At 70.5% G+C, this 16,101-nt stretch carries 17 protein-coding genes; 8 read left to right on the top strand and 9 right to left on the bottom strand.

Annotated elements, in window-relative coordinates; translation table 11 throughout:
- Positions 1 to 58: 58 nt before the first annotated feature.
- From ACWEOO_RS08425 to ACWEOO_RS08415, 3 genes are all read right to left on the bottom strand, one after another.
- Positions 59 to 1,414, bottom strand: a complete 1,356-nt coding sequence (locus ACWEOO_RS08425) for an adenylate/guanylate cyclase domain-containing protein (RefSeq protein ID WP_452142424.1) — start codon at positions 1,412 to 1,414, stop codon at positions 59 to 61.
- The gene (locus ACWEOO_RS08420) at positions 1,407 to 3,134 is read right to left on the bottom strand and encodes an FAD-dependent oxidoreductase (protein ID WP_452142423.1); all 1,728 of its coding nucleotides are present in this window, start codon (positions 3,132 to 3,134) and stop codon (positions 1,407 to 1,409) included. Before ACWEOO_RS08420 ends, ACWEOO_RS08425 begins: the two co-directional genes overlap by 8 nt.
- Before the next feature lie 114 nt (positions 3,135 to 3,248).
- Positions 3,249 to 4,844 (bottom strand): M4 family metallopeptidase, encoded by a 1,596-nt coding sequence (locus ACWEOO_RS08415; RefSeq protein ID WP_452142422.1) that lies wholly within the window; start codon positions 4,842 to 4,844, stop codon positions 3,249 to 3,251.
- Between the two features lie 168 nt (positions 4,845 to 5,012).
- Here ACWEOO_RS08415 and ACWEOO_RS08410 point away from each other — a divergent pair, with 168 nt between their 5' ends.
- Both ACWEOO_RS08410 and ACWEOO_RS08405 read left to right on the top strand, forming a co-directional pair.
- Positions 5,013 to 6,101, top strand: a complete 1,089-nt coding sequence (locus tag ACWEOO_RS08410) for a DNA polymerase domain-containing protein (RefSeq protein WP_452142421.1) — start codon at positions 5,013 to 5,015, stop codon at positions 6,099 to 6,101.
- A gap of 77 nt (positions 6,102 to 6,178) precedes the next feature.
- Entirely contained in the window at positions 6,179 to 6,652 is a 474-nt protein-coding gene (locus ACWEOO_RS08405; RefSeq protein WP_355690554.1) for a carboxymuconolactone decarboxylase family protein, read from the top strand.
- A 9-nt stretch (positions 6,653 to 6,661) separates the two neighbouring features.
- On the opposite strand, the gene ACWEOO_RS08400 is transcribed toward ACWEOO_RS08405, so the two are convergent.
- Positions 6,662 to 7,417 carry an SDR family oxidoreductase gene (locus ACWEOO_RS08400; protein ID WP_359929416.1) on the bottom strand — a complete coding sequence of 252 codons (756 nt, stop codon included), beginning with the start codon at positions 7,415 to 7,417 and terminating at the stop codon, positions 6,662 to 6,664.
- Between the two features lie 68 nt (positions 7,418 to 7,485).
- Positions 7,486 to 8,274 (bottom strand): SURF1 family cytochrome oxidase biogenesis protein, encoded by a 789-nt coding sequence (locus ACWEOO_RS08395; protein WP_452142420.1) that lies wholly within the window; start codon positions 8,272 to 8,274, stop codon positions 7,486 to 7,488.
- A 57-nt stretch (positions 8,275 to 8,331) separates the two neighbouring features.
- Here ACWEOO_RS08395 and moaA point away from each other — a divergent pair, with 57 nt between their 5' ends.
- Positions 8,332 to 9,351, top strand: coding sequence for a GTP 3',8-cyclase MoaA (moaA, locus tag ACWEOO_RS08390; protein WP_452142419.1), 1,020 nt, complete (start codon positions 8,332 to 8,334; stop codon positions 9,349 to 9,351).
- Positions 9,352 to 9,399: 48 nt separating this feature from the next.
- Here moaA and ACWEOO_RS08385 read toward each other — a convergent pair whose 3' ends face one another.
- Positions 9,400 to 9,603: a hypothetical protein gene (locus ACWEOO_RS08385; RefSeq protein WP_452142418.1), complete on the bottom strand. Its 204-nt coding sequence runs from the start codon at positions 9,601 to 9,603 to the stop codon at positions 9,400 to 9,402.
- Between the two features lie 190 nt (positions 9,604 to 9,793).
- Positions 9,794 to 10,177, bottom strand: coding sequence for a DUF3099 domain-containing protein (locus ACWEOO_RS08380; RefSeq protein ID WP_452142417.1), 384 nt, complete (start codon positions 10,175 to 10,177; stop codon positions 9,794 to 9,796).
- Between the two features lie 159 nt (positions 10,178 to 10,336).
- On the opposite strand from ACWEOO_RS08380, the gene ACWEOO_RS08375 reads away from it, so the two are divergent.
- The 5 genes from ACWEOO_RS08375 to ACWEOO_RS08355 all read left to right on the top strand — a co-directional run bounded on the left by ACWEOO_RS08375 (position 10,337) and on the right by ACWEOO_RS08355 (position 14,715).
- On the top strand, positions 10,337 to 10,549 hold the full coding sequence (locus ACWEOO_RS08375) for a dodecin (protein WP_452142416.1): 213 nt from the start codon (positions 10,337 to 10,339) through the stop codon (positions 10,547 to 10,549).
- Positions 10,550 to 10,622: 73 nt separating this feature from the next.
- On the top strand, positions 10,623 to 11,327 hold the full coding sequence (fabG, locus tag ACWEOO_RS08370; RefSeq protein ID WP_355690565.1) for a 3-oxoacyl-[acyl-carrier-protein] reductase: 705 nt from the start codon (positions 10,623 to 10,625) through the stop codon (positions 11,325 to 11,327).
- Positions 11,327 to 12,097 carry an enoyl-ACP reductase FabI gene (gene fabI / locus ACWEOO_RS08365; protein ID WP_355479434.1) on the top strand — a complete coding sequence of 257 codons (771 nt, stop codon included), beginning with the start codon at positions 11,327 to 11,329 and terminating at the stop codon, positions 12,095 to 12,097. Before fabG ends, fabI begins: the two co-directional genes overlap by 1 nt.
- Complete coding sequence (locus ACWEOO_RS08360; protein WP_452142415.1) at positions 12,097 to 13,782, top strand: Mur ligase family protein; 1,686 nt, start codon at positions 12,097 to 12,099, stop codon at positions 13,780 to 13,782. Before fabI ends, ACWEOO_RS08360 begins: the two co-directional genes overlap by 1 nt.
- 48 nt (positions 13,783 to 13,830) lie before the next feature.
- Entirely contained in the window at positions 13,831 to 14,715 is an 885-nt protein-coding gene (locus ACWEOO_RS08355; protein WP_452142414.1) for a hypothetical protein, read from the top strand.
- A 61-nt stretch (positions 14,716 to 14,776) separates the two neighbouring features.
- On the opposite strand, the gene ACWEOO_RS08350 is transcribed toward ACWEOO_RS08355, so the two are convergent.
- Together ACWEOO_RS08350 and ACWEOO_RS08345 are read right to left on the bottom strand one after the other, a co-directional pair.
- Positions 14,777 to 15,559, bottom strand: coding sequence for a hypothetical protein (locus ACWEOO_RS08350; protein WP_452142413.1), 783 nt, complete (start codon positions 15,557 to 15,559; stop codon positions 14,777 to 14,779).
- Positions 15,556 to 16,077 (bottom strand): SigE family RNA polymerase sigma factor, encoded by a 522-nt coding sequence (locus ACWEOO_RS08345; RefSeq protein ID WP_452142412.1) that lies wholly within the window; start codon positions 16,075 to 16,077, stop codon positions 15,556 to 15,558. The genes ACWEOO_RS08350 and ACWEOO_RS08345 overlap by 4 nt, the downstream gene beginning before the upstream one ends.
- Positions 16,078 to 16,101 lie beyond the last annotated feature (24 nt).

Here is a 16,101-nt window from a genome sequence, read left to right as displayed (position 1 = left end):
CGTTCCAAGGTCCAACACGTGAACACCCGGTGCCCGTCCGAAAGGCACGGGTGATCCTTCACCCGAGCGCGACCAGCCGGAACACCTCGACGGGCTCGGCCTTGCCCTTCAAGCTCACCAGTCCGAGCGACTCGGTGCGGGCCTGCGGCAGCAGCGCCTTCGTGGCCGCCCCGATCGCGACCGCCCCGCCCGGAGCCTTGCCCTCGATCCGCGACGCCACGTTCACCGTGTCGCCGATGACCGTGTGGGTCCGTCCGCCCTCCGTCCCGAGCAGGCTGACGGACGCGATCCCGCTGTTGACCCCCACCCGGAACTGCGGCCAGTTCGGGTGCGCCGCCCGGATGGCGGTGGCCGCCTCCTGCAGCGCCAGACCGGCCTCGGCCGCCCGCCGCGCGTGGTCAGGCTGGTCGCCGCGCTTGTTGAACGTGACCATCAGCGCGTCCCCGATGATCCGGTCCACGTCGCCGCCGTGCCGCCGGACCACCGGCGGTACGACGACCTCGAAGTACGTGTTGAGCATCGCCGTGACCTCGGCCGGCTCGTGCTGCTCGGAGAACGCGGTGAACCCCTGCAGGTCCGCGAACAGGACGCTCAGCTCGCGCTGCCCGGACACGGTGTCTTCCTGGTACAGGTCGGCGAACCGCTCCTCGTACCACTGGATCCGGACGCCCACGACGACCAGCACGAACGCGGAGAGCAGCAGCACGTGCCACTCCCACCACGACAGCGCCCAGTTGCGGGCGAACACCAGCGCGACCATCGCCTCGCCGAGCAACACGAACGCGGAGATCATCGACAGCAGCATCAGCGAGGGCCGCGCCCACCACGTCCGCAGGTACCGGGCCGCGGCGACGACGTACAGCAGGATGGTCGGTATGGCGAGCGCGGCGAGGATGCCGTCGGCAACCTCGGGAACGGCGCGGCCGTGCAGCGGCCACAGCCGCAACACCGAGGCCAGTGCCCACAACGCCATCAGCACGAGCAGAGCGACCCGCAGCCTTCGCCCCAACGTGATGCCGGAGACGGTCAGGCTCGACAGGAACGCGAACACCGACGCCAGCGCCACGCCTACCGGTGTGGCGAGCGTGAAGCCGGCGTTGGGCGTGTCCAGGAGCACCTTCGGCGTCGCCAGCGCGTGCAGGCCCAGGAACCCGGCGGCCGACAGGAACGCCAGCGACACGAACAGCACCCGCGCGTCACCCCGTCGTACGGCGGCCGCTCCGGTCGTGTAGGCGAGGACGGCGCTGAGCGCGGCGGTCAGCAGCACGAGCCAGAAGTGCGTGGGGTGGTGCTCGAAGTGCACGTCGAGCTGTGGCCTTTGCAGCAGCAGCATCAGGCCCGCGAGCGGGATCATCAGCACCAGCGCGGTCAGGCCGACCATCGCCGGTGAGTACACGAACCGGCGCTCAAGCATCCGAGCGAACCTTGAGATGGGTGTGGATCTGCGAGACCACCACCGATCCCTCACCGACCGCGGACGCCACCCGCTTCACCGAAGCGCTCCGCACGTCCCCGACCGCGAACAGCCCGGGCACCGTCGTCTCGTACGGCTGTGGCGGCCGGTCCTCGTGCCACCGAGGATCCGTCGCGGCGTCCGACCCGGTCAGCACGAACCCGTGCGGATCCCGTCCCACCTGCTCCGGCAGCCACTCGGTCCCGGGAACCGCACCGATCATCACGAACAATCCGTCGACCGGGATCGTCTCCTCGGCACCGGTCCGCCGGTCCCGCAGGACGACCTCCTGCAGCCGGCCGTCGCCGCCCCCGCCGACCACCTCGCTCGACGCCCGGACGATGACGTTGTCCGCGGCGTCGATCGCGTCGATGAGGTACTGCGACATGCTCGCCGACAGGTCCTCGCCACGGATCACCAGCAGCACCCGGCGGCAGTACCGCGCGAGGTGCAGGACCGCCTGGCCGGCCGAGTTTCCGCCGCCGACCACGCACGCGTCCCGGTCCTTCAACCCGTGCGCCTCCGAGACGCTCGCGCCGTAGTACACCCCCGCCCCGACGAGCTTCTCCAGCGACGGTACGGCCAGGCGCCGGTAGGACACGCCGCTCGCCAGAACGACGGCCCGCGCCGTGACCTCGCCCACTGCGCCGATCTCCGCGACGAACACGTCCCCACGCTTCTCGAGTCGCTCCACCGTGCGCATCAGCAGGAAATGCGCCCCGAACACCCACGCCTGCTGGTAGCCGCGCTGGGCCAGCTCCGAGCCGCGGATGCCCCGCGAGAACCCCAGGTAGTTGCGGATCAGCGAACTGGTGCCCGCCTGGCCGCCGATCGACTCGCGCTCGACGACCAGCGTCCGCAGCCCTTCCGACGACCCGTACACGGCCGCGGCCAGCCCACCCGGTCCGGCCCCGACGACCAGCAGGTCGAACGACCGCTCCTCGTCCGGCGCGAGTGTGGTCGGGACGCCCCACGCCTCGGCGATCTCCACGTCGGTCGGATCGTGCAGCACCGGACCGCCCACCGCCGGCATCCACACCAGCACGCCGTCGCCGGGATCGGGCTCGCCGATGAACTCCAGCGCGTCGTTCGCGAGCGCCGAGCCGCTCTCCCGGAACGCGCTCGGGATCCCGTTGCGGGCCAGCAGGCTGCGGATCGCCTGACCGCGGACCGAGTTCGGGGCCGCGATCACGACCACCTCGCGCCAGTTGGCGACCTCGTACCGCGACCACTCCTGGACGAACTCCGCCACTGTCCGGTGGAACAGCTCGTCGTGCGCGATCCACGGCTTCAGCACGTAGTAGTTGATATCGCCGACCGCCATCGCGGACAGGATCGCCGACGCCGTCGTCCGCTCCGCCCAGGCGCCCCACTCGATCAGCAGCGCGCGGCGTGCGTCGGGATGCAGCGTCCGCGACGCCGCGAGGATCTCGGCCCGCTCTTCGTCGGGCAGCGAATGGTCGACCATCACGACCGCGACCCGTTGCTCCCAGTCGCGGGCCCGCCGCAGGCAGTCGAGGGCGGCAGCGGCCGTCACTTCGCCGCGGACCCGGAAGTCCGCGCCGAAACCACGATCCAGCTCTGTCTCGCACCGCTCCAGACGCTCCGGGTCAGCGTCGACGACGAGCAGTACCGGCCGCGCGGTCCGTAGTCGCGGCCCCTCCCCGGGGTCCCCACCCATGTCTGTGACGGTAGGTCCGCACACAGCAGAGGGCAATGCGATATGGGGGACAAAGCGTTTGTTCGTCGGGTCCTGTCCGCCCCAGTGGGACAGGACCCGACGAGACCTATTGCGTCAGTTGACGCTCACAGCCGACCAGGTGGCGGCGACCGCGGCCCGCTCCGGGCTGCTGGCGCCGTACAGGTCGGTGGCCGCGTTCAGCGTCGCGGTCCGGGCCTGCGCGTACGTCGTACCGCTGGTCATGTACGTCGACAGCGCGCGGAACCAGATCTTGCCGAGCTTGTCGCGCCCGATGCCGGCCAGCGTCGTGCCGTTGCAGGTCGACGCGTTGTGCGGCAGGCCGCCGATCGTCTTCGCACCGGTGCCCTCGGCGAGCAGGTAGGCGAAGTGGTTCGCCACGCCCGAGGAGTAGTGCACGTCGAGGTTGCCGACCCCGGACGACCAGCAGTCCGCGGAGTTGCCGTCCTTGCTCGGCTTGTCCATGAACCGCAGCGCCGGGCGGTCCTTCATGATCTCCTCGCCGATGTAGTAGTCACCGGGGTCGGAGGCGTTGTTGGAGTAGAACTCGACCAGCGTGCCGAAGATGTCGCTGGTGGCCTCGTTCAGACCGCCGGACTCACCGGAGTAGGTCAGGTTCGCGGTGTGCTCGGTGACGCCGTGGGACATCTCGTGGCCGGCCACGTCGATCGAGACCAGCGGACCCGCGACGACGTTGTCGCCGTCGCCGTACGTCATCTGCTTGCCGTCCCAGAACGCGTTCACGTAGTTCGAGCCGTAATGCACGCGGCTCGGGACGCCCTTGCCGTCGCCGAAGATGCCGTTCCGGCCGTGCACGTTCTTGTAGTAGTCGAACGTCGTCGCGGCGCCGTAGTGCGCGTCGACGGCCGCCGTGGCGCGGTCGGTGTTGACCCCGGTGCCCCAGTGGTTGTCCGCGTCGGTGAACCGGGTCGGGGCCGTGCAGCCGAACCCGAACAGCTGGCACAGCAGCGAGTCGGTCTTGTTGTTCGCGTCGGCGGTGTAGCCGCCGCCGCGGGTGGCGTCGGTCAGCGTGTAGCCGCCGGTCGCCGTGGAGGTCTGCAGCGGCACGGTCCCGCTGTACAGGCTCTTGCCGTCGCCGGTCGCGGTCTCGATGTGCTGCTCGCTCACGAGCTTCGCGCCGGTCAGGGCGTCGACGGTCGTGGTGATGCGGCTCGGCGTGCCGTCGGCCTGGGTGCCGACCGCCGTGACCAGGTAGGCGAGCCGTGGCGCGCCCTTGCGGGCCTCGATCACCAGACTCGGTTTGCCGTCGGCCTTGAGGCCCCTGGCAACCGCCTTCGCGGTCGCGGTCGCGCTGCCGAGCTTCGGCGTCCGGCCGACGTTCGCGCTCTTGCTCAGCGTCAGGCTGGCGCCCTTGAAGGCGCCGTCCTTCGACTGGTGGACGACGACGTCGCCGCCGAGGACCGGGAGGCCGCCGATCGTGCGGTCCATCCGGACGTGGCTGGAGCCGTCCTGGTCGACGATCACGTCCTTGACCACGAACGCGTCGGCCGTGGTGGCCCGTAGCGCGGTCAGGTTGCCGCTGATCGCCTCCTTGGCCTTGGCGACGGCCGCGGCGGGGCTGGGGACAGGGGACGCCGTCGGCGCTCCCGTTGCTGTGGTGGCGCTGGTCAGTCCGAGGGCGGTGGTGGTCGCCACTGCAGTCGCAGCGGCGAACAGGGCGGATCTGTTCATCCTCGCGCTCCTTGTCAGGTGTCCCGGAGGCCTCACGCCCCAGGAACGAGGTGCAGGAACGTTACCGCTCGGTCACCTACCGTGGCCAGAGGTCGAGAAAAGTTGCCTTTCCCGTGCGGCGCACGGAAATCCGGCCGCTGTGTCCGGGCGGGGCGATACGGTCGCTGCATGGCGAAGAGCACACCGGTGATGCTCACCGTGGGGGACCGTGAGGTCCGGGTGTCCAGTCCCGAGCGGGTGGTCTACGAGGCGACCGAGTGGGCTCCGGAGGTCACGAAGCTGCAGGTCTGCGAGTACTTCATCAGCGTCGCTCCCGCGTTCATGCACGCGTCGGGCGACCGCCCGGTCGCCCTCGAGCGCTGGCCCGGCGGCTGGCGCGAGGGCATGAAGCTGTCGGTGGACACGACCGGCCGGCAGACGGGCGACGGCTTCTACTCCAAGCGCCTTCCGAAGGGCGCGCCGGACTGGCTCGTGACCTGCAGGGTCCTGACCCCGAACGGCCGCCCGATCGACGAGCTGTGCCTGACCGAGCCCGCCGCGGCCGTGTGGGCGGCTCAGATGGGCACGCTGACCTTCCACCCGTGGGCCGTCCGCAGCCGTGACCTCGAGCATCCCGACGAGCTGCGCATCGACCTCGACCCGCAGCCTGGTGCGACCTTCGCCGACGCGCGCCGGGTGGCCGGCGTCGCTCGGGAGCTCCTGGAGGAGCTGGGCCTGCGCGGGTACGCGAAGACCAGCGGCAACCGGGGCATCCACATCTACGTGCGGATCCGGCCGGAGTGGACCTTCGACGAGGTCCGGCACGCCGCGATCGGCCTCGGCCGCGAGCTCGAGCGCCGCGACGACGGCGTCACCACCGCCTGGTGGAAGGAGGAGCGCGGCGAGGCCTCGATCTTCCTCGACTTCAACCAGAACCTCCGCGACCGCACCGTCGCGGGCGCCTGGTCACTGCGGCCCCGGCCGGGCGCCCCGGTCAGTACGCCGGTGACCTGGGAGCGGCTCGCCGAGCTCGACGATCCCCGCGCCTTCAACCTGCACACGGTTCCGGAGTACCTCAGCGACGGCGACCCGTGGGCCGGTATGGACGAAACGGCGTACCCGCTGGACGCGCTGCTACGGCTCTGGGAGGAGCTCCCCGGCGGCGAGCTGAACTTCCCGCCCGACTACCCGAAGATGCCGGGGGAGCCGCCGCGGGTCCAGCCGAGCAAGAAGGTCGCCGAGCACTGGGACGAGCAGGGCAATCGGATTGGTGACTGACGTCACCTCACAACATGCGTGCCTACCTTGTCGGAATAGGTGTCATCAACCTGCTCATTCGCTAGGAGACACCTGTTATGGATGCTCGTCTGGATCTGTTCACCAACCCCGTCCTCGGCAAGTTCGTCAAGCACCTCAACACCGCGGCCCGGGGCGCGATGGACGCCGGCGTACCGCTGGCCACACTGGAGCTGGTCGAGCTGCGGGTCAGCCAGATCAACGGCTGCGCGTACTGCGTCGACATGCACTCGAAGGATCTCGCGCACCACGGCGAGACCGCGGTCCGGATCAACCTGGTCGCGACCTGGCGCGAAGCCACCGTCTACACCGAGGCGGAGCGCGCCGCGCTCGCGCTGGCCGAAGCCGGCACCCGAATCGCCGACGCGGCCGGCGGCGTTCCCGACGACGTCTGGCTGAACGCTGCCAAGCACTACGACGAGGAGCAGCTCGGCGCCCTGGTCGCGGCCATCGCCGGCATCAACACCTGGAACCGCCTCAACGTCATCACCCAGCAGCCGGCCGGCGACTACGTCCCCGGCCAGTGGGGGTGATGGAGGCTCTCAGAGAGCGCGGAGGGCGCCGCCGTCGATCGGGATGATCGCGCCGGTGACGTACGACGCGGCGGGGGACAGGACGAACGCGGCGACCCGGCCGAACTCGTCGGGGGAGCCGTAGCGGCGCAGCGGGATGGTCTTCTCGGCGGCGCGCCGGGCGGCGTCGGGGTCGGCGGACCTGCCGTCCAGCTCCTTCAGCCGGTCGGTGGCGATCCGGCCCGGCATCAGCCCGTTCACCCGGATCCCGTTCGGCCCGAGCTCGTCGGCCAGTGTCTTGGCCACCATGGCGAGCCCGGGCCGCAGGCCGTTCGAGATCGCCAGCCCGTTGATCGGGGATTTCACCGACGACGACAGCACGAACGCGATCGAGGTGTCCTCCGCGCCCGCCCGGGCGACCGCGCGAGCGATCCGCAGGCCGCCGAGGAACACGCTGTCGAACGCCGCCCGCCAGTCCTCCTCGTCGGTGTCCAGCGCCGTCCCGGCGCGCGGACCGCCGACGCTGATCAGCGCGCCGTGCAGCGCGCCCCACTTGGCGATCGCGGTCGCGGCCAGCCGCTCCGCACTGTCCGGGGCCGCGTTGTCGACCGGGATGCCCACGACGTTCTCGCCGAGCTCGGCGGCCGCGCGCGCGATCGATTCCTCGTTGCGGCTGGAGATGACCAGCCGGGCACCTTCGGCGGCCAGCGCCTTCGCGGTGGCGAAACCGAGCCCGGCGCTGGCGCCGGTGACGATGTAGGTGCGGTCGCGTAGTCCAAGGTCCACACCACCATCCTGCCGCACCGCCCCCGGCCGCGCACCTCGACCGTTCGTGGCCGACGGCAAACAGCGCGTCAGTCGCCGTGCTTCACGGGTTCCGGGGTTTCGTTGCGCGCAGCAACAACTGGCGGCTGCGGACCGGCGTCCCGGGTCTGCTGGCGGGAGAAGTACACCAGGCCGCCGAGCGCCAGCAGCGCGAAGAAGAACCACTGCAGCGCGTAGAAGAAGTGCGGCCCGTCGTCGATCTCCGGACCGGGGAACCCGCTGAACGCCGGGTCGTTGGCCGGTTCCTGCTTGTCGATCGTGAGGTAGCCGTCGTACAGCTCCAGCCCGAGCACCTTCGCGTAGTCGGGCCCGTTGATGAGCCGCGCCGTACCGTCGTCCGGGGTGCCGCCGTTCGTGCGGCCGCCGCGCTCGCTGCGTTGCAGGCGGCCGGTGACGGTCACCTCACCGGCCGGCACCGGGGGAACGTGCAGCGGCATCAGCTCCGAGCTCTGCCGGGCCAGGAACCCGCGGTCGACGAGCACCGCCTTGCCGTCGGCGAGGACCAGCGGTGTGACGATCTCGAAGCCGGGCTTGTCCTGCACGTTGCGGTACTTCAGCACCACCTGCTTCGAGGCGTCGTACCGCCCGGTGACGACAGCGGTCCGCCACGCATGCTGGTCACCCACGACACCCGGCGGGCCGACAATCTGGTCGATCGGCGCCGCGGGCGCGGCGAGGTTGGTCCGGGTCACCTCGTTGCGCGCCTTGCGTTCGTCGAGGCGGTGCAGCTGCCAGCGACCGAGCTGCACACACACGCCGGCGAGGAGGAGCACGCCGAGCGCGGCGGCGATCCAGCGGACGTTCATCAAGCGACCCACGTCTCGAACTTAAGCCATGCCCTGAAACGACCGGCGCGCGGCACGTACGCTGGGGGCGTGACGGCGACCCCCGAAGTGACGCGAACAGGGCTGGCGGACCGGTACGGCCGGGTCGCAACCGACTTGCGCGTCTCGCTCACGGACCGGTGCAACCTGCGGTGCACGTACTGCATGCCGGAAGAGGGCCTGGACTGGCTGGCGAAGCCCGAGCTGCTCACCGACGACGAGATCGTCCGCCTGGTCTCGATCGCCGTCACCCACCTGGGCGTGCACGAGATCCGCTTCACCGGCGGCGAACCGCTGCTGCGCCGCGGCCTGGTCGACATCGTCGCCCGGACGACGAGCCTCGACCCGCGCCCCGAGGTGTCGCTGACCACGAACGGGATCGGTCTCGCGCGCTCGGCGGCCGCGCTGAAGGAGGCCGGTCTGGACCGCGTGAACGTGAGCCTCGACACGGTCGACGCGGAGACGTTCCAGAAGCTCACCCGGCGGGACCGGCTGAAGGACGTGCTCGCGGGCCTGCAGGCCGCGCACGACGCCGGCCTGACGCCGGTGAAGGTGAATGCGGTCCTCATGCGCGGCGTGAACGACGCGGATGCGCCGCAGTTGCTGGAGTTCTGCCTCGAACGCGGCTACGAACTGCGGTTCATCGAGCAGATGCCGCTGGACGCCCAGCACGGCTGGGACCGGACGACGATGATCACCGCGGACGAGATCCTCGGCATGCTCACCGAGCGGTTCCACCTGACACCGGACGACGCCTCGAAGCGCGGCAGTGCGCCGGCCGAGTCGTTCCTGGTCGACGGCGGGCCGCGAACCGTCGGCATCATCGCCTCGGTGACGCGCCCGTTCTGCGGGGACTGCGACCGGGTCCGGCTGACCGCCGACGGCCAGGTCCGGGACTGCCTGTTCGCGCGCACCGAGTCGGACCTGCGGAGCGCGCTGCGGGCCGGCGCCGACGACGCCGAGCTGGCCGATCGCTGGCGTCGTGCGATGCTCAACAAACTGCCGGGTCACGGCATCAACGACCCGAGCTTCCTGCAACCCGCGCGGCCGATGTCCGCGATCGGCGGTTGACGGTGATACCGGCCCAATCCGGAAATGTGCTTTTTCGGTACTAGGTATTCACCTGACGAATGGCTCGACCTCGCGCAGGAATGACCGGCGCCCGAGGAAGTCGGACAAGCTGTCCTTGTGTTCGTCGCACGCCAGCCAGGTCTTGCGCCGGTCGGGGGTGTGGATCTTCGGGTTGTTCCACAGCAAGGCCCAGGTCGCCGGGTTCCCGCAGCCCTTGGCGGAGCAGACCGCAGGTGTGTCTTCTTCAGTCATCCGCGGGTGCCATTCCTCTGCATTCCTGATGTCTCAATAATCAATAGCCTGGGCAAAATGAAGCGACGTCGGACAGCCACGGGGGGAGCCGTCCGACGCCGCATCAAGTCCCTGAATTTCACTGATGAACTTCAGAGCACGCGGGAGATTCTGACACGGATCAGTCCAAGTTTTCCAGTCCCGGCCGAGATCACTTTTCGGTGTCGGCCGTACGGTCCTCGGAAGGGTCGCCGGAAGGGTCCTCGGACGTGTCGTTCTCGGCCCGTACGACGACCGTCGGACGGTCCCCGATCGCGGGCCGGGCGGGCGCCACGTACGGATCCGCGGCGGGCTGGGTCGAGGACCGGTGGGCGTTCGCCAGCACCACCGCGAAGTACGGCAGGGCGATCGCACCGACGACGAACAGCCAGCGCCACGGCGACGGCGTGACGACGGCGAGCACGAAGCAGACGATCCGGATCGACATCATCCACGCGTAGCGCACGATCCGGCTGTCCAGGTCCTCGGACCGGCCGGGCTGCGCGCTCGTCACCGAGATGACCGTGGCGTCGCTCCGCTCCTGGCGTTTCGACATCTATCCTCCTCACAACAACGGTACGCCGCGCCGGTTCGGCAACCGAGCCCGGGCGTGGCCAGGCTGGAGAGAGGTTTGTCATGACCGAGCGAAGCGAGGGAATCATTCAACGCAGTCCGATCGTGCCTCAGCGCCGCCCGCAGCGAAGCGAGGACGGCGATGAGTAACCGCACCTACCGGGTCACCGAGATCGTCGGCACCTCGAAAGAGGGTCTGAACCAGGCGATCACCAACGGGATCACCCGCGCCGGGGAGACGCTGCGGCACCTCGACTGGTTCGAGGTGACCGACATCCGCGGCCACCTCTCCGACAACCAGATCGACCACTACCAGGTGACGATGAAGGTCGGCTTCCGGCTCGAAGACTCCTGACAGGTCCCGCGAAGTCGGGAGCACCCGCCCCGGTGGGATAGCGTTCCTCCGTCCGGCGATGTGAGGAGGGCTTGTGGGTAGGTCAGTGTTGGTGACCGGCGGTAGCCGCGGGATCGGGCTGGCGATCGCGACCGCGTTCAAGGAAGCGGGCGACCAGGTCGCGGTCACGTACAACACCAGCCCGCCGCCGGAGGGCTTCCTCGGGGTCAAGTGCGACATCACCGACCAGGAGCAGGTCGACGCCGCGTTCGACACGATCGCGGAGCAGCACGGGCCGGTCGAGGTGCTGGTGGCCAACGCCGGCATCACCCGCGACACGCTGCTGCTGCGGATGTCCGACGACGACTGGGACGCGGTCCTGCAAACCAACCTCACCGGCTCGTTCCGGGTCGCCCGCCGGGCCGCGAAGGGCATGCTGCGGCTGCGCAAGGGCCGGATCGTGTTCATCTCGTCGGTGGTCGGCCTGCTCGGCTCGCCCGGCCAGGTGAACTACGCGGCCAGCAAGTCCGGCCTGATCGGCATGGCCCGCTCGATCGCCCGCGAGCTGGGCAGCCGCGGCATCACCGCGAACGTGGTCGCCCCCGGCTTCGTCGAGACCGACATGACCGCGGTGCTGCCGGAGGAGACCCAGAAGCAGTACCTGAGCCAGATCCCGCTCGGCCGCTTCGGCCTGACCGAAGAGATCGCGAACGCGGTCCGCTGGCTGTCGTCGGAGGAGGCCGGCTACATCACCGGCGCGGTGATCCCGGTCGACGGCGGGATCGGGATGGGCAACTGATGGGCATCCTCGACGGCAAGCGGATCCTGGTCGCCGGAGTCACCCTCGACTCGTCGATCGGCTTCGCCACGGCCAAGGTCGCGCAGGAACAGGGCGCGACCGTGCTGATCTCGAACTTCGGCCGCGCGCTGAGCATCACCAAGCGGATCGCGAAGCGGCTGCCGACCGAGCCGCCGGTCCTGGAGCTCGACGTCACGAACGCCGAGCACCTGGCCGCGCTGCCGGACGCCGTCCGCGAGCACGTCGACGGGCTGGACGGGGTCGTGCACTCGATCGCGTACGGCAACCCGGAGACGATCCTCGGCGGCAAGTTCCTGGACGGCCCGTGGGACGACGTGGCGCAGGCCGTGCACGTGTCGGCGTACAGCCTGAAGGCGCTCGCCGTCACCTGCGCGCCGCTGATGAGCCGCGGCGGCAGCGTCGTCGGGATGACGTTCGACGCGACCGTGGCCTGGCCCGGGTACGACTGGATGGGCGTGGCGAAGGCGGCCCTCGAATCCACCAACCGGTACCTGGCGCGGGACCTCGGCGCCCAGGGCATCCGCTGCAACCTGGTCTCGGCCGGTCCGCTGAAGACCCTGGCCGCGAAGGCGATCCCGGGCTTCGAGAAGTTCGAGGAGCCGTGGCTTGACCGGGCCCCGCTGGGCTGGGACCCGTCGGACCTCGAGCCCACCGGGCGGACCATCGTCGCCCTGCTCAGTGACTTCTTCCCCGCGACGACCGGCGAGATCGTGCACGTCGACGGCGGTTACCACGCGATGGGAGCGTAGTGGCAACGTCCTTGGTGGAGCTCCGCGTTCTCGACGGCGCCAACCTCTACTTCAGCCGCGCTGCGATCAAGCTGACGCTGGACGTGTCGGCGATCGCGGACGCGCCCGCACCAGCGGCGAAGGCGTACGCGCAGGCGATCGGTCTCGGCGCCACCCGTCCCGGGCGGATCGGGTCCGGCTTCCGGCAGCGGTTCGCGATCCGGGTCGTCGGCCACGTCGTCCGGCGGATCGCCCGCGAAGCCGGGATCGGGCGGATCGGTGTCCGCGTCCGTCCGGAGGCCGATGTACGGCGGCTCGTGGTGGCGTTCCCGTGGGCGCACGAGGGTCGCGCGCGGGCGCTCGGCACCGCGATCGTCGAGGTGCTCGACGCGTTCGGTGCCGATGACCTGACCGAGTTGATCGCTGCGGTCGGCGAGCGGGTCCGGGACGAGCCGCCGGGCAACCCGCCGCCGACGCTGCGACCGAAGGTGCCGGTCGTCGCGGTCACCGGGACGAACGGCAAGACCACCACGTCGCGGATGATCGCGCACATCGGGCGGGCCGCCGGGCTGCACGTCGGCTGGTCGAGCACCGACGGCGTGTACTTCGACGGCGAACTGGTGAAGTACGGCGACTTCTCGGGCCCGAGCGGCGCGGGACAGGTGCTGTCGCAGCCGGGCATCCAGCTCGCGGTCACCGAGACGGCCCGCGGCGGGATCCTGCGCCGCGGCATCGGCGTCGCGTACAACGACGTGTCGGTGGTGACCAACGTCACCGCGGACCACCTCGGCCTGGGCGGGATCGACACCATCGACCAGCTCGCCGAGGTGAAGGCCGTGATCACCCAGATCACCCGGCCGCGCGGCTGGTGCGTGGTGAACGGCGACGACCCGCGGACGTTCGCGATGCGGCTGGGCTCGCCGGCCAAGTGCTGGGTGTTCTCCCGCGACCCCGACTCGCCGTCGATCCGGACCGTGCTCGACGAGGGCGGCCGGGCGACGACCGTGCTGGACGGGTTCGTCACGGTGCTCGACAACGCCCGCGACCCGGAGCCGCTGCTCAAGGTGGTCGACGTACCGATGACGCTGTCCGGGCTGTCGCACTACAACGTCGAGAACACGCTGGCCGCGGCGTCGGCGGCGCTCGGTCTCGGGTTGCCGCGGGCCGCCGTGATCGAGGGACTGAGCACGTTCGCGCCGAACGAGAACAACCCCGGCCGGATGAACATGTACTCGCTGCGCGGCTTCACCGTCGTCATCGACCTGGCGCACAACGAGGCCGGGCTGGAGGCGCTGCTCGAGATCATGAACGGCGTCCGGCCGGAAGGCGGCCGGCTGATGCTGGCGCTCGGATCGCCGGGGGACCGGGCCGACGACATGGTCGCGGCGCTCGGCGCGATGGGCGCGCGGGCCACCGACCGGGTGGCGATCGGCCACAAGAGCGACTACCTGCGCGGACGGCCGCCGGAGGAGCTCGAGGCGGTGTTCCGCGAGGGGGCCGCCTCGGTCGGCGTGACCGACGTACCGGCGTTCCCGACCGAGCTGGCGGCGGCGCAGGCGCTGGTCGCGGAAGCCCGGCCCGGCGACGTGGTGGCAGTGATGTCTCTGCAGCATCGGGCGAGTCTTGACGACTGGTTGCGGTCCGAGGGGGCTACTGTCGACACACCGGAGACCTTGAAGAGCAAGGTCGAGAGAGCCCAGCGCTAGCCCCTTCCGCCCCCGCAACGGGACTGTCGGGGTGGGAACGGGGTTGTGATGCGCTACCTGTGGTCGATCCCGGCCGCGGTGGTCGCCTGGTTCGTGGGCGGCTTCTCCGCGACCTACCTGAAGGGCCTGCCGGAGGGTACGACGTCCTTCGTGCCGCCGCGGATCGACCTCGTGGTGCTCGGGGGCTTCGCCGGCGGGGTGCTGGCGGGGCTGCTGATCGGGCGGATCCGGATCGCCGTACCGGTGGTGCTGGTCGTTGCCGCGGGCATGTGGTGGCTGACCGGGAACTCCATCGGCGAGCGCGACCTGCTGATCACGTTGCTGGTGGCAAGCGCTCTCGGCGGGTTCTTCGGCGCCCTCGGCGCCCGGAGCTCGGTGGTCGCCGCGTTCGCGCTGGCGCTGCCGGTGGCCTGGAGCGCGCTGCGCCCGGCCGAGCAGCTGGCCGACTGGCGGTGGCTGTGGCAGCTCAACGGGCTGCTGGTCGGGGCCGGGCTCGCGCTCCTGCTGTACGTCGCGTGCTGGAAGCGCGGTTGGCGGTCGGTGGGGTCCTGGCTCCCGCTGGCCGGGTTCTACCTGGTCTGCTTCGGCATCGTGGCGTCGGTCCGGCTGGTCAGCCAGTCGACCGGGAAGCCGATGGACGCCGTCGGCAACGCCTCGACCGAGGCCTTCTTCCAGTCCTTCGAGCCGCTGCTGCGCGAGTACTGGCCGTGGATGGTGGTCGGCGTCCTGCTGGCGATCCCGATGGTGGCCCTCAAACTCCGCGCCCTGCCGCCGGCGCCGCCGCCCCCGGACCCGTACGCCGATCGGTCCAACGACGCCGTCCTGTCCGACGACCTCGACTGGATCGACGAGATCGAACCGCGCCGGCGCCTGCTCGCCCGTCGGCAACACGCCGGAGAGGGCTCTCTAGGTGAAGGTTCAACCATAGGCTGATCGGTGTCCGGGAAGCGCCGCCCTTCCACACCTGGAGCACAGCTACCCGGTGCGACCTTGTTCAGCGTCCACGCGGGCCGGGCGCCTGCCGGCCGGTGGCGGTCAGCGGGGTGACGGAGGTGACGTCGGCCGCGTCGATGACCAGCGCGAAGAAGCGCAGGCGACTGCTGTTCGGCGTACCGACGGCGTCGGTGTCGTAGGTCTTGCCGCCGGCGGTGACCCGCACCTTGCGTGCGTCGGCGGCCACGGCGCCCATGACCAGCGTGAGGTGCATCGGCGACGAGAGGTTCGGGACATCCGCCGGGACGGCCCGGTACTGCGCGAGTTGCCCTGGCTGCCAGTTCTCGCTGAAGCAGGCGTCGGCGCCGCCGAAGGCCTTCGCCGGACCTTCGTCGGTGACGACGAGGCAGCCGGACCTGATGTACGACGCGACTGCCCAGCTCTCGTTCGGGATGCTGCCCCGGGCGACGTAGAAGGCCGGTGCGTACTTGAGCGAGTCCGGCTGCGTCGTGAACGCCGGCTCGTCGGACCAGGGCGACGGAAGCGGGGTGTACTTGAAGCCGAGATGCTGGGTCTGCAGCGCGGGGGCAGGGGCCGTCGACGAAGAGGTGGCGACGCCTGGCTCCGCGGACCGCAGGGAGCCCAGCGCTGAGCTCGCCACCACGACGACCGCGGTCACCGCCGCCGCGGTGATCGCCGCGGCGGTGGTACGGCGACGTACCTGGCGGCGCTTGATCCGCAGCCGTACCTGCACGGCGGGGTCGGCGGGCTCGGGGCGCTCGGCGGTGAGCAGGGCCAACTTCGCGCCCAGGTCCTCGGACAGCCGGTTCGGGTCGTCGGTCATCGGATCTCCTTTCCGGCCAGGTCGGCCAGCTCGTCCGGGGTGGCGAACGTGATGTCGACGCGGAGCGTTTCCAGGCCCCGCCGGGTGTGTTGCTTGACGGCTCCGACGGAGCATCCGAGCAGCTCGGCGACAGTCCGCTCGGGCAGGTCCTCGGCGTACCGGAGGTAGACGGCGGCGCGCTGGCGCGGGCTGAGGCGTGCCATCGCCTCGCGGAGGGCGAGGCGTTCCTCCACCTGCGTGGTGCCGGCGTCGACGATCGATTCCGGCGGCGTGTCGGTCGGGTGTTCGCCGTGCCAGCGGCGGCGTCGTCCGGACAGAAACGTGCTGGTGACGATCTTGCGGAGGTAAGCCTCGGGACTGCCGGTCCGCAGCTTCCGCCAGTGGAACCAGAGCTTGGTGAACGCGTCCTGCGCCAGGTCCTCGGCCTTCTGGTGGTCCAGGGTCAGGGCGTACGCGAGTCGTGCGGTGGCGCTCCACCGCGCGCGCACGAACTCGTCGAAGTCGTCCTCGGCTGTCATCCCCACACCCCTACAACGTCATGA

It is taken from the genome of Kribbella sp. NPDC004138, assembly GCF_053603655.1.
The sequence above is the reverse complement of the archived record's forward strand: the minus strand, read 5'-3'. Positions and strand labels throughout refer to the sequence as shown.

Excerpts from the sequence above, each read along its gene's own strand:
- ACWEOO_RS08425 (WP_452142424.1), bottom strand. The coding sequence starts at position 1,414 with ATGCTTGAGCGCCGGTTCGTGTACTCACCGGCGATGGTCGGCCTGACC.
- ACWEOO_RS08420 (WP_452142423.1), bottom strand. The coding sequence starts at position 3,134 with ATGGGTGGGGACCCCGGGGAGGGGCCGCGACTACGGACCGCGCGGCCG.
- ACWEOO_RS08415 (WP_452142422.1), bottom strand. The coding sequence starts at position 4,844 with ATGAACAGATCCGCCCTGTTCGCCGCTGCGACTGCAGTGGCGACCACC.
- ACWEOO_RS08410 (WP_452142421.1), top strand. The coding sequence starts at position 5,013 with ATGGCGAAGAGCACACCGGTGATGCTCACCGTGGGGGACCGTGAGGTC.
- ACWEOO_RS08405 (WP_355690554.1), top strand. The coding sequence starts at position 6,179 with ATGGATGCTCGTCTGGATCTGTTCACCAACCCCGTCCTCGGCAAGTTC.
- ACWEOO_RS08385 (WP_452142418.1), bottom strand. The coding sequence starts at position 9,603 with ATGACTGAAGAAGACACACCTGCGGTCTGCTCCGCCAAGGGCTGCGGG.
- ACWEOO_RS08380 (WP_452142417.1), bottom strand. The coding sequence starts at position 10,177 with ATGTCGAAACGCCAGGAGCGGAGCGACGCCACGGTCATCTCGGTGACG.
- ACWEOO_RS08375 (WP_452142416.1), top strand. The coding sequence starts at position 10,337 with ATGAGTAACCGCACCTACCGGGTCACCGAGATCGTCGGCACCTCGAAA.
- fabI (WP_355479434.1), top strand. The coding sequence starts at position 11,327 with ATGGGCATCCTCGACGGCAAGCGGATCCTGGTCGCCGGAGTCACCCTC.
- ACWEOO_RS08355 (WP_452142414.1), top strand. The coding sequence starts at position 13,831 with ATGCGCTACCTGTGGTCGATCCCGGCCGCGGTGGTCGCCTGGTTCGTG.
- ACWEOO_RS08350 (WP_452142413.1), bottom strand. The coding sequence starts at position 15,559 with ATGACCGACGACCCGAACCGGCTGTCCGAGGACCTGGGCGCGAAGTTG.
- ACWEOO_RS08345 (WP_452142412.1), bottom strand. The coding sequence starts at position 16,077 with ATGACAGCCGAGGACGACTTCGACGAGTTCGTGCGCGCGCGGTGGAGC.